The sequence below is a fragment of the Priestia megaterium genome (assembly GCF_009497655.1).
In the GTDB taxonomy this organism is placed as follows: domain Bacteria; phylum Bacillota; class Bacilli; order Bacillales; family Bacillaceae_H; genus Priestia; species Priestia zanthoxyli.
Genome location: NZ_CP023318.1, coordinates 126,738 through 139,750, shown reverse-complemented (window position 1 = coordinate 139,750; position 13,013 = coordinate 126,738). Strand labels below are relative to the sequence as shown.

Below are 13,013 nucleotides of genomic sequence, written 5' to 3'. Positions count from 1 at the left end.
GAGTACCTACTCACTCCAAAAATCCATCAACTAACTGCTTGCCATTAATTCTTTAGCTTCTTTAACTTAGAGTTATTACGGCTCAAGTTAAGAACTATTCATATTAATTCTTAAGCTAAGAATTGTTTCCTTTTATCCCGATAAACGAATAATTGTTAATGCAGCTCCAGAAGATCCTCCACCCGTCAAAACCACTGTAGCAATTAAACCAAATAATTGAAGGGTAATCGTATTGCCTGCAGCTAAAGAAACGATAACATCATTATTGTAGCTTGATATAGCAAGAGCTGGAGTTATTATGGATCCAGGGATTGGAGTTGTATCATTTAGGATGAGCCTAGATCCAGCAAGTACAGTAGCTGTAGGATTAATTTGATATGTGATGTAATAACGTCCAGTAGCTGGAACTGTAAATGTTGTATTAGTACCATTGACAGTAAAGCCATCGAGATCTTGATTACTAGGAAGTGGAATACTTGTCCCGCCTAATAAAACTGCAATGGTACTGCCGGTTGTGTTGCCTGCAAACATAGAATTAGTTGTAAAACTTATTCCCGTAGCTCCAGTGAGTCCTGTAGCTCCAGTAAGTCCTGTAGCTCCAGTAAGTCCCGTAGCTCCAGTGAGTCCTGTAGCTCCAGTAAGTCCTGTAGCTCCAGTAAGTCCCGTAGCTCCAGTAAGTCCTGTAGCTCCAGTGAGTCCTGTAGCTCCAGTGAGTCCTGTAGCTCCAGTAAGGCCCGTAGCTCCAGTAGGGCCTGTAGCTCCAGTGAGTCCCGTAGCCCCAGTACGCCCTGTGGCTCCAGTGGGTCCCGTAGCTCCAGACTCTCCTTCTTGTCCTGTAGCTCCAGTACGTCCTGTAGCCCCAGTAAGTCCTGTAGCTCCAGTGAATCCTGTAGCTCCAGTGAGCCCTGTAGCTCCAGTAAGTCCCGTAGCTCCAGTAAGTCCTGTAGCTCCAGTGAGCCCCGTAATTCCAGTGAGTCCCGTAGCTCCAGTAAGTCCTGTAGCTCCAGTAAGTCCCGTAGCTCCAGTGAGCCCTGTAGCCCCAGTGAATCCTGTAGCTCCAGTAAGTCCTGTAGCTCCAGTGAGCCCCGTAATTCCAGTGAGTCCCGTAGCTCCAGTAAGTCCTGTAGCTCCAGTAAGTCCCGTAGCTCCAGTAAGTCCTGTAGCTCCAGTGAGCCCCGTAATTCCAGTGAGTCCCGTAGCTCCAGTAAGTCCTGTAGCTCCAGTGAGCCCTGTAGCTCCAGTGAGCCCTGTAGCCCCAGTGAATCCTGTAGCTCCAGTAAGTCCTGTAGCTCCAGTGAGCCCCGTAATTCCAGTGAGTCCCGTAGCTCCAGTAAGTCCTGTAGCTCCAGTAAGTCCCGTAGCTCCAGTAAGTCCTGTAGCTCCAGTGAGCCCCGTAATTCCAGTGAGTCCCGTAGCTCCAGTAAGTCCTGTAGCTCCAGTGAGCCCTGTAGCCCCAGTGAGCCCTGTAGCTCCAGTAAGGCCCGTAGCTCCAGTAGGGCCTGTAGCTCCAGTGAGCCCTGTAGCTCCAGTGACCCCAGCAATTCCAGCGTTCCCTGTAGGGCCTGTGGCCCCAGTGAGTCCAGGATCTCCCGTAGCTCCAGTGAGCCCCGTAACTCCAGTGTTCCCTGTAGCCCCAGTGAATCCTGTAGCTCCAGTAAGTCCTGTAGCTCCAGTGAGCCCCGTAATTCCAGTGACTCCCGTAGCTCCAGTGAGCCCCGTAACTCCAGTGAGCCCCGTAACTCCAGTGAGTCCCGTAACTCCAGTGAGTCCTGTAGCCCCAGTAGGTCCCGTAGCTCCAGTAGGTCCTGCAGAAGGACAGTGAGTTAAAATAACTTCGATTTGTATTAAAACTTTGAAGAATAGAATATGCGTCTCTGAATTTAAGCACAGAAGAGTAATAAGTGTTTTTAAACTATTAATTAGTGTTTCGAGTAACTTTACTGGAGGAACCAACCTTGTTTTTAAAGCAGATAATAAATTTTGAACAGTAATAATTAAATGATTAGTCATTGAAGAATCAGGTTTCAATTCATTTAATAAGACAATAAGACAGTTTAGTGAATTAGAAATAGTATTGATATTTTTAGAAGTGGGATTCTTCAGAATCAGAGGGATTTCCTTTTTTAACCTATCTAAAATAGTAAGCAACCTTTTAATTTGAGAACTCTTAATATCTATACAATCCATTTTTTTAGGATTCTTCTTTTTCAAGTAATTCATCTCATCGTTAGAAGTAAAGTACCTAACTTTAGATGCACGTCTATAAGCCATTGTGGTCCTCCTTTGTTTCAAAATAAATAATTCATTATAAATTCAACTTAGGTAATTTTTATATTTTAATTTAAAAAATCTTGGCGATAAAACATGATAGGAGCAAATTTGTATTAAAATAAGGAATTTTTCCTAATTATCTATACATAGTTATTATAAATATTAAAAAATATTTCAAATTAATAGCTATTTTATAGTAGAACTCAAAATTATCGCCTGAAAAACATATAAATATATACTGAGAGTAACAATTTAATATTTTTCCATGGATCTACTAAAATTTATAGGAGGAATGAGAAATGATTTCTATCAGTTTATGTATGATTGTTAAAAATGAAGAAGTATCACTTGGGAGGTGTCTGGAAAGTGTCTACCAATTAGTTGATGAAATAAATATTATTGATACAGGATCAAATGACCAAACAAAGAAAATTGCTAGAAACTATACAGATCGAATTTATGACTTTAAATGGATTGATGATTTTTCAGTTGCGCGTAACTATGCTTTTCAGAAGGCTACAAAAGATTATATTTTGTGGCTAGACGCAGATGATATATTGCTAGAAGAAGACCAAGAAAAGTTTTTTGAATTAAAAATAAATCTAGATTCTAATATTGACTCCGTCACGATGAATTATAATTTAGCAACAGATGAATACGGCAATGTTATAATAAGTCTAAGAAGAAATAGGTTAGTGAAGAGAAGTAAAGGGTTTAAGTGGATTGGTTTTGTCCATGAATACCTTGAGGTATGGGGGAACATTAGTAATAGTGAAGTAGCTATAACTCATAAAAGCATCCACCATGATTCTGAAAGAAATTTAAAAATTTATGAAAAAAATTTAATTAATGGCGAAGAGTTTTCTCCAAGAGACTTATATTATTTTGCGAATGAATTAAAAGATCATGGTCAAATTGCAAGAGCCATTAATTTTTATGAACGGTTCCTTTCAACAGAGAAGGGATGGGTTGAGGATAATATCGCAACGTGTAGAAACTTAGCTGATTGTTATCATGATGTTTTAGATAAAGAGAAAATGATGGAATCCTTACTACGATCCTTTACCTATGCTGCTCCCAGACCGGAAATCTGTTGCAGATTGGCTTACTTTTTTATAAAAAAAAATGATTACCGTTCTGCTGTTTTCTGGTATGATTTAGCAACAAAAACCGAAGTTTCAAAAGACAATTATGGAATTCACAATTATCTTTACTCTACATGGATTCCCCATATCCAACTATGTGTTTGTTATGATTATTTAGGAGACTATAGAATGGCAACCTACCACAATGAATTAGCAGGTGGTTATAGGCCTACCGATCCTAAATACCTGCATAATAAAAGTTATTTAGAAACCCAACTCCTGATAGAAGATGGTGTAGGAAGTGACTCATAAACTGAGAGTACTGATCGCAAGTCCTATACATCAAAAATTAGAAATTCTAAGTTTATTCTTAGAGTCTTTAAAGCAGCTCAAAAAAGAAGAGTTATTAGTACATTTCTATTTCATAGATGATAACGAAAACGCTGACTCTAGTCGTCTTCTTATACAATTTCAAGAGTGTATTGAATCAGTAGTTATTGAAAAATCATTCTATCAAGATGTTTATTTGAAGGATAAGCAGACTCATCAGTGGAATGAACATCTAGTGTGGAAAGTAGCTAATTTTAAAAATTTAATTATTAAGTATGCAAAAGAAAAAAACTATGATTATTTATTTTTTGTAGACTCTGATTTGTTGTTATCCCCAAAAACTCTTGTTCATTTGGTTCAACAACGAAAAGATATTATTTCTGAAATTTTTTGGACAAAATGGCAACCAGAATCGATAGAGCAACCTCAAGTATGGCTTTACGATGAATATACCCAATACAATGTACAACCTGGAAAACAGTTATCTGACGATCAAATAAATATCCGATATCAAGACTTCATTACTAAAATGAGAAATCCAGGAGTTTATGAGGTAGGAGGACTTGGTGCCTGCACTCTCATTTCACAAAATGCTCTTCAAAAAGGCGTTAACTTCAGCAAAATACCTAACTTAACATTTTGGGGAGAAGATCGCCATTTTTGTGTACGTGCAGCCGCAATAGGACTTTCTCTACATGTAGATACACACTATCCTGCCTACCATATTTATAGAGACACGGACATAAAGGGTGGAAAAACATTTCTTGAAAAAAACACGCCTAGACAGAAAGCTCCTATTTTAAACATTAATGTATCTACCCTTACAAAACCAGAACTTACCTTGTCTATGATAATTAAAGACGAGGGGAACCGTTTCTTAAGAGAAGTTTTAAAGAGCCACCTTCCTTACATCAATAATGCTGTCATTATTGATGATGGGAGTACAGACAATTCAGTTGAGATTTGTAAGGAAGTTTTAAAAACCGTACCATGCAAAATTGTGCAAAATAAAGTTTCGAAATTTTCTACTGAAGTAGAGCTACGCCAGCAACAATGGGAAGAGACAACCAAGACGAATCCTAATTGGATTTTAAATGTAGATGCCGATGAACTATTTGAACATAAATTTAAGCAAGAGGTAGAACAGCTTCTTGAACAAGAGGATTATGACCTTTATTCTTTTAGACTCTATGATTTTTGGAGTAATACCCATTATCGTGAGGACGAATATTGGTATGCTCATCTTTTCTATCGACCATTTCTCGCTCGATACAGGAAGGATTTCTCTTATGTATGGAACGAAACTCCTCAGCACTGTGGGAGGTTCCCTAAAAATATATTTCAGTTGCCAAATAGTATCTCTAACCTAAGAGTAAAACACTACGGGTGGTCCAAATTAGAATATCGCTTAGAAAAATACAAAAGGTATTTAACTATTGACCCTCAGGCTCGATATGGAATAAAAGAGCAATATGACTCAATTCTAGATAAAAGTCCCAACTTAATACAGTGGGAAGAGTAAAAAGATTACACATGTCCATTTCTTCAATAATCACTATTATATTTTAGTTTGCATATGTAGTAAAAAAAGTGAGAGTATACTTTGTTTAACTAATAGGAATAAATGAATTGAAGTGAAGGTAAGAGAACTAATAACTATTTTTTACTAGGCAGCTATTATTAAAATGGCTGTCTTTTTATATAGAAGGAAAACACAGTGAAATACTTGGTCGGATTAAGCATATTAGCAATAATAATTACGACATGCTCTCTAACTTAGAAAATGTTGGAGTCCATTCTAACGGCATAGATGAAACTATTAAACAGATTGGAAATAGATTAACTATGCATATGCTGCATGAAAGTGACTACTTTGTTGAGTTTGAACATGATTATGAAAATTCCGCAGAGGTTTTTGCGAAAAAGGGTATGCTAACGTTATTAAAAAAAGAGGTGCTGCTATGGAATCCCCTTTTGAAATGATAACAAATGTGGACAACGTCGAAAATGCTTATTATGTAGAAATAAAACCAGGTGAGTACAATGCAAAGTATTGGAATAAAGACTCGGTCTATTTTGCTGATGAAGCTTTTGCTTATTTCTACACCGTAATTCGCAAGTATGTCCCACAGTATCAACCTACAGAAGTGACAGAAATTAAAGCAGAAACATGGCTACTCATCAGTAATCAGCTGCAAGAACTCGCATGTTTTTTGATTAGCAACCCTCCTATGATTAAACTAAAGAAATGGATTGATTTTAATAAAGTGGAGGAAACGTACAAACAGTTTGATCGTCACAAAAAAACGTACATTCGTGAGTTGATTAACATGATTGACGAGTTCACAGCGTGGGTGACAAAAATCTGTCAAACACAGTCATACATCACCATTTTGGGTACTTAACAGGAAGTAATGCTACGTCTATTGGGTCATAAACCTAAAACTACAGATATATGGGATTATCAGAAAAGAACTCCTTAAGTAATAAGGGAAGTTTGAGGAATGTATATATACCACCTTATTGATAATAGCAGGAAAAAAAGTTGTATTTGTTCAATTATAAGATATATCATATAAAAAGCTAATTGACATAATTACTCTTTCCAGAAGACATCCAAAAAGAGAACCCTTGAGAGGCAAAGAGTTTAAGAATGAATGATTGTTTCCTTTATCCATGTTTTTATACATCCTTTATGTAACTAAGTTTACTCGATACCCAATGGAAGGAGAGTACATAACAGGTGCACGTTTTATTCACAAGCAACACATTAAAAATATCCTCTAATTACAGAACGTGGTAATCTATGAATGTTTCATACTTCGGATACGTATGAACAAACCCTTACAAAAAAGCCACCTCGTTCATTGGCCAATGCCGAAGTGGCTTCTTTGTTGTTTTCAATAGTTCTATTTAATCTTTTCTAATTCATTTAACATCTCATCAATAAATTGACTAATCTCTTTATCAACAAAGAGAGAGATAATAAGGAAGAATAAAATGAAGAAAAACATCAAAATATAGTTAATAAAATGAGAAAGATTCGGTTCGTGAGAGTAATGAATCAACAAAATTACTTATTATACTCTTCTTTATGCCATATTCTCTACATTCACGTAAGAAAACGCCACCTTTCACGGAAATTTTGAAGTAATAAGCTGAGTTGCAGTTATCGCGTCGGACACTAACTTTATCAGTAAATTCAGCATAGTAGTAAACTTTATCAAGGATGATTTTTTGTTATTCTTTCTCTTCTATAACGAAGTTAACTCTTTCTTCTTCGTTCTCATGTGAAAAATAATTTCAAATCTGTATAGCAGAAAGGAATTTATAGAAAAGCTGTTAGGATTTATTTCCTTTAAATATGATTTTTCTTTTCTCCTGTTTAATCCGTTTTAACCGTAGTTCTATCTTTTTATCTAACGCTCTATACAGTATTTCGCTAGTTGCACATATTAAAAATAAGATTAGAGTAATAATTGCAGCCTTTGGTACATGAAAATAGAAACAAAGTACGACTACAAGTAGTGACATAGCGTAAACAGAGTTGGTTACCCATCTTCTACTTCTATGAGCTTCTAGGTTTCTCTCAAGTAATTCTTTTTGCCCTTCTTCTTTTTTTGTATCTTTTAAATGATGGTATGTAGAACTCATCGCTTTTTCTCCCCCATGAAAACTAATTGTAAATTATCTCTGTATTAAATACCCTATATGTTTCAATTAAGGAAAAATATGAGGTTTTTCCTTTTTCATATTATATACGAACAAATGTTCTTTTTCAATAAAAACTCTAAAGTTTTCCCGAATATGGATATCGCCTCTACTTCATCTTTCTAAATTTTATAATTTAGGGGTCATTTACATAGTCATCCGTATCAAGTTTTAAATAGAAACCCACTGGGTACATGATATACACAATAAGGATGGAATTAAATGTGAAAAGAAGTTTTCGTTTAATTAAAATTTAAGGGGATGGGAAAATGGGAACGAAAAAACGAGTTGCAGGGATTTTTCATTCGGAGCAAGAAGCGATACATGCAATTAAGGGGTTAAAACATCAGGGGTATCGTGAAACAGACATATTAGTAGTAGCAAAGGATAGCACTAATACTTTACAGTTAGGGGCTGAAACGAATGTAATGATAGAAGCTGGAACACCAGCTGTAAGTTCGTTGGCAGGTGTGATGATGGACAGCTTTCTTACCATGATGACAGGTGGAATGATTTCTACTACCCAAGCTGGTGGCCTAACTTCAAAACTTGTTAGAATGGGGATTCAAAACTTTACTGCAAAACAGTGTGAAATGGATGTAAAGGAAGGGAAACTCCTTGTTCTAATTGATGTGGATGAAACTCAAATAATTCCTTCATATACTACTACGGTTAGGGAGTCGCCATACGAGACGGAGGAGCATAGGTCAGTGCAACTTCGTGAAGAGCAACTTAATGTAAGGAAAGAGCGAGTTCAGACTGGGGAAATACAGCTTCGTAAGGAAATTGTAGAAGAACTACGAACTATCCAGGTTCCAGTTATGCGTGAGGAAGTCTACGTAGAACGTCGCCCGGTCATAGACGGTCAGTATGATGGTAGCCCATTGACAGAGAACGAGATCATTCGTATTCCTATTATGGAGGAGCGAGTTGAAATAACCAAGAGGCCTGTAGTTGTGGAAGAAGTCATCATTGGTAAGCGTAAAATTCAAGAGGTTAAAGAGATGAAGGATATTGTTCTAAAGGAAGAAGCAAAAATTGAACAGTCAGAACTTCCCGCGATTCCTGAACTTGCTGACTCTGAAATCTATCAAAACATGGATAATCACGTAGATCAAAGTTACCAAGAAGTTGCTGCCGCAATTGCCTCTGATGCTCCAAAAGAGGAAAAAGTTAAACTTTCACCCAACAAGAAACAAGAAGCTCAACTTAAAGTGACAACTTCTCCTGTTATTAAAGAGATTGAAGAGGTTACAACCTCAGTAAACAATCAGCAACCAGAAAGTCAAATTAAAGACACGGATATTACGACTTCTGAAAAAGGAAAAAACAATGAGAAATCAACAAACAACCAAAAGAAATAAGTATATTTCCTCTATAGTTTATAGTAGAGAGAATAATTAGGAATATTTAAGGAAGGGCTGCCTAACTGTATTGGCAGCTTTTTTTATTTCTCTTTAAATTAACATAAGTAATGTTTCTAAAATCAAAAAAGAATTAAAATAACTCATTAAAATGAGCATAAACAGGTAATAAAATAAAAGAAATGACTTTCATTACTGGGGGTCATTTCTTTTATTCCTAAAAGTCCTGGAGATTATATCAAATTCAAACAGGTATTCTCACTAAATTCTAGAAATATTACTTATCAAAAAAACTTAAAAATATTTCCAAATTTGATAAAAGAAGGTGATTAAATGGAACGAAAGAAATTTATTGAATACATTGATAAGTTACTAGAACAGTCTAATGCATGGAGAAAGGATGCGGAGAAAAGAGAAGACTGGAACAGTGCGTGTTTTTACCAAGGTGAAGTCAAAGCTTATGAGAGAGTAAAGAGATTGGTTAATCAGCAGTTACATGTATAAATAAAAATTACAAACCTAACTCAGAAATGAGTAGGTTTTGCCTTATTTCTTTTTCTAGTTTACATAAGATAAATTATAGGAACCATTTTTTTAAGAAAAGGGGCACATATGGTACAATTTACTTTCCTTAACTTAGTGTTGTACTGTTGAAGTCCTTGCCTTATTCTTTATATAAACCATCAAACTTTATTTTAAATAAACAGCAACTATTTTTTTCTTATGATTTATTATAAAAACTCCGTTAAATTCATTTTAAAATCGATTGCATTTGGTATAATTTAGCTTTGTTATAGCTTACTTATTAGCTTCATTCTCAAAGTCTAATTTTTTTACAAATAATTTCTCCTTCTTTTTTATAATCTCATATTTTAGATATATTTATATTGTTTTGTTTTCTTTTATACTTTCACCTCACTGTTACAAATTATGTATGGATAAATAAATGATTTATGTTTATTTATGGAACTCTAATTATGCCGATGGATATTTCTTATTGATGCTTAAGAAAGCTTTTATTCAATAAAGATGAATAGATCTCCCAAAGAATCCACAAACTGAATAAATCTTGTCTGTGTTATGCATTGGCCTCATAATTTAAGCTAACCTTCGCCAGTAAGAGATTGGTACCGATTCTTGCAGTAGCTGTAAGCCGAACCTCGCGATAAATCTCATTGATGATTTTATGGGCTAATTCTTCTGGTGTATCAGCAAATAAATGTAAAGAAGCTATCGCATCAATAAATAACTCATAAATGCTATACCTTACGCATGAAAGTCTTCAGAATCCACATACTGTAACACCAAACTCGAAATATAGTTCGAACCTTTGATTTATCTGTCCATGGATGGATTCACCACATAAATATCTTTACTTTTAGGAATGTGAAAAAGACGACTTCCCGTTTTAATCTCTTCTTTTTTTAGTAAGGTTGTGGCAGCTAACACCAAAGATTTCGACCGTTTGATATTTCCTCCAACAGCAGCCCTTGTTTTCTACTAATCTAACCTCCATATGACAGAGGAAACTAAAGTCAAAAAAGGATTTGTAAGAATATTTTGTTGAAAAATAATTAAACAGCAGAACTAATGTTCTTTTTGGGGTTATGATATAAAAAATGTAAATTTTTTGTGAGGTATTGGATGCACTAGAATATAACAAATATATTATTAGTCTAAAATGGTTGATCTTTCAATCATTTTTAATTATAATATTTATCTAGGTATATTTATTACCGAAAGGATGTTTAGAATGTTAAAAGTAATTGAATTGTTTGCCGGAGTCGGAGGTTTTCGTTTGGGCCTTGAAGCAACTAAAGGTTTCGAGGTTGCTTGGGGAAATCAGTGGGAACCATCAAAAAAGGCACAGGATGCTTTTGAATGTTATGCAAGACATTTTAAGGATAAAGGTATTCATTCAAATGAAGATATAAGTACAGTAGATGAAAAATCATTATCTGATATGGGAATTGAACTGTTAGTAGGAGGTTTTCCTTGCCAAGATTATTCTGTAGCTCGCGGTCTGTCAGGAGAAAAAGGATTACAAGGAAAGAAGGGTGTTTTGTTCTGGGAAATTGTACGTCTAATTACAGAATTAAGACCAAAATACATTCTACTTGAGAATGTTGATCGCTTACTCAAATCACCCTCAAAACAACGAGGGCGAGACTTTTCAATTATGTTGGCCAGTTTAAGAGATTTAAACTATTCAGTCGAGTGGCGTATAATAAACGCAGCAGAATATGGCCAAGCACAAAGAAGACGAAGAATTTTTATTTTTGCAATTAGAAATGATACTTCTTATATAAAAGAAAGAAAGAACATTAATGGTTCACGTATGTTGCATGCAGAGGGTTTTTTTGCAAAACCATTCCCTGTTGCTGATACCCTTTCAGTTAAGCATAAACCTGATACTTTTGCATTACCTCAAGATATAGTAGAAATCTCAGATAATTTTTCTAAGAAATATTTTAATGCTGGTATTATGAGAAACGGTATCGTTTACACGGAAGAGCTTTTAATAGTTGAGGAGCAACCAAAGACTTTAAAAGAAATTCTTCAATCTGATGTAGATGAGAAGTATTATTTAGGTGAGGTTGCAATTGAAAAGTTTAGCTATTTAAAGGGGCCTAAGAAGATAGAACGAACGGCTGCCAGTGGTCATAAGTATATCTTTTCTGAAGGCGGTATGGCATTTCCTGAATCACTTGATAAACCTGGACGTACGATGTTAACTAGCGAAGGAACTATTAATCGAAGTAGTCATGTTGTTGAGGATCCTAAAACTAAACGTCTTCGAATATTGACACCTATAGAATGTGAACGTTTAAATGGGTTTCCGGATAACTGGACAGAGGGTATGACAGATAGAATGAGATACTTTTGCATGGGTAATGCGCTTGTTGTTGGTTTAATAGAGCGAATGGGTAATGAAATTTTAGAAATAGAAAAAAAAGAAATTGAATCCTTAAAGAAAGAGCCTCAACAGTTAAGCTTTTTGTAATAATAAATATCAATTGGACATTTCAATTGGTTTCATGACTTTAACCTTACAGCCTCAATGGTTGTAAGGTCTCTCTATAACTGATATAAGCGAAGGAAGCTTATTTATATTATAAAAATTAATTTAGAGTCTACCTACCGTTTTGAAGTTATTACTTTAGCTACTGACATCGAATTTTCAGGAAGTAATTAACTTATTAGGTGCATGCATAATGGAGCAAATGCCATTTATTAAAGACTTTAAATAATGATATAGGTGCTGTCTAGATTGTGGGTTTATGTTATCTAATACAGTATTTAATTATCAAGAATAAACAGAAATTCAAAAAATAGTTTCAATAAATAATTTATTGTCATCGTATATAGAGTTAATAAGAAAAAACTATAAGAAGCGTTTATATAACAGTAAAGTTTCAGTTCCACAGTTACTTCTGCAATCAGAAATTGATGTTCTCGGTGCAAGCTTTGATGGAGATACTCAAAATTTATATGCAATAGATGTAAATTTTGATGAACTTGAATCAAGTTATAATGACATAGATAAAACTATTATTAAAGTGTCCCAAAAAATATTAACTACAGTGATGTTCTTATATGGACACTTTGATAAAAAAACTGGCGATATCATTTTTGCCTCTCCAAAAATTGATGAATCTGTAATTTCTCCATTGGATAAATTGATATCTGATATTCAAAATTTATTGTACAAGTTTAATTTAACTTATAATATACGTATTATTGCGAATGATGATTTTTATGACAAAATAATGCAACCAGTGATAAACGCATCTAAATCTGCAAATGATTCAAAAGATCTTTTTATGCGAAGTATACAAATTTACAACTTGTTTTCAAACAATAAAAAAAGTCACACTGAAAATAATCATGATAGTACAAGTAGTCCCAAGACAAAAGATTTTAATAATACAAACGGATATAATGAAATGAAGATTGGCCTCCTTGTACGAAGTACTTTAACTAGAATGCTAGCTAATCATGAAATATCAAAAGAAGAAATTGAATTAATGCAAACGGCAGATTACTCCAAAAAGACATTTCATTTACTACACCCACTATTGAGGAAGGCTTCTCTTAGTAATGGAGAAAAAGTTATGAGATATTGGTCCACTGAAGTTGAAGCTTATGGTGAAAAATATTTTATTTGCTCTGAATGGTATGAAACCCCTTCAAATAATGACCGTCCATATTTTATGAAGTGGCTTGCTTTACGTGAATAAGCGTTTTTTAG

General features: G+C 34.8%; 10 protein-coding genes. 7 read left to right on the top strand and 3 right to left on the bottom strand.

All coding sequences use genetic code 11. The annotated features are described in order from the left end of the window. Window positions 1-132: 132 nt before the first annotated feature. The gene (locus CEQ83_RS26485; protein ID WP_155017644.1) at window positions 133-2,271 is read right to left on the bottom strand and encodes a BclA C-terminal domain-containing protein; all 2,139 of its coding nucleotides are present in this window, start codon (window positions 2,269-2,271) and stop codon (window positions 133-135) included. Between the two features lie 299 nt (window positions 2,272-2,570). Between CEQ83_RS26485 and CEQ83_RS26480 the strand changes: the two genes are divergently transcribed. The 3 genes from CEQ83_RS26480 to CEQ83_RS26470 all read left to right on the top strand — a co-directional run bounded on the left by CEQ83_RS26480 (window position 2,571) and on the right by CEQ83_RS26470 (window position 6,091). After that, window positions 2,571-3,668, top strand: a complete 1,098-nt coding sequence (locus tag CEQ83_RS26480) for a tetratricopeptide repeat-containing glycosyltransferase family 2 protein (protein ID WP_099331448.1) — start codon at window positions 2,571-2,573, stop codon at window positions 3,666-3,668. Then, window positions 3,658-5,208, top strand: coding sequence for a glycosyltransferase (locus tag CEQ83_RS26475; protein WP_099331449.1), 1,551 nt, complete (start codon window positions 3,658-3,660; stop codon window positions 5,206-5,208). The genes CEQ83_RS26480 and CEQ83_RS26475 overlap by 11 nt, the downstream gene beginning before the upstream one ends. A 439-nt stretch (window positions 5,209-5,647) precedes the next feature. Further along, window positions 5,648-6,091 carry a hypothetical protein gene (locus tag CEQ83_RS26470; protein WP_048018774.1) on the top strand — a complete coding sequence of 148 codons (444 nt, stop codon included), beginning with the start codon at window positions 5,648-5,650 and terminating at the stop codon, window positions 6,089-6,091. A gap of 937 nt (window positions 6,092-7,028) precedes the next feature. Here the strand turns inward: CEQ83_RS26470 and CEQ83_RS26465 are convergent. Next, window positions 7,029-7,340: a hypothetical protein gene (locus tag CEQ83_RS26465; protein ID WP_099331450.1), complete on the bottom strand. Its 312-nt coding sequence runs from the start codon at window positions 7,338-7,340 to the stop codon at window positions 7,029-7,031. A 326-nt stretch (window positions 7,341-7,666) separates the two neighbouring features. On the opposite strand from CEQ83_RS26465, the gene CEQ83_RS26460 reads away from it, so the two are divergent. Then, on the top strand, window positions 7,667-8,761 hold the full coding sequence (locus tag CEQ83_RS26460; RefSeq protein ID WP_099331451.1) for a YsnF/AvaK domain-containing protein: 1,095 nt from the start codon (window positions 7,667-7,669) through the stop codon (window positions 8,759-8,761). A 333-nt stretch (window positions 8,762-9,094) separates the two neighbouring features. After that, a complete protein-coding gene (locus tag CEQ83_RS27305) occupies window positions 9,095-9,265 on the top strand; it encodes a hypothetical protein (protein WP_167387340.1) in 171 nt (56 codons plus the stop codon). A 574-nt stretch (window positions 9,266-9,839) separates the two neighbouring features. On the opposite strand, the gene CEQ83_RS27520 is transcribed toward CEQ83_RS27305, so the two are convergent. Then, complete coding sequence (locus tag CEQ83_RS27520) at window positions 9,840-9,995, bottom strand: hypothetical protein (protein ID WP_228123075.1); 156 nt, start codon at window positions 9,993-9,995, stop codon at window positions 9,840-9,842. 519 nt (window positions 9,996-10,514) lie between these two features. Here CEQ83_RS27520 and dcm point away from each other — a divergent pair. Both dcm and CEQ83_RS26445 read left to right on the top strand, forming a co-directional pair. Next, on the top strand, window positions 10,515-11,765 hold the full coding sequence (gene dcm, locus CEQ83_RS26450; protein WP_155017643.1) for a DNA (cytosine-5-)-methyltransferase: 1,251 nt from the start codon (window positions 10,515-10,517) through the stop codon (window positions 11,763-11,765). Between the two features lie 349 nt (window positions 11,766-12,114). Continuing rightward, window positions 12,115-13,002: a hypothetical protein gene (locus CEQ83_RS26445; protein ID WP_155017642.1), complete on the top strand. Its 888-nt coding sequence runs from the start codon at window positions 12,115-12,117 to the stop codon at window positions 13,000-13,002. Window positions 13,003-13,013: the final 11 nt, after the last annotated feature.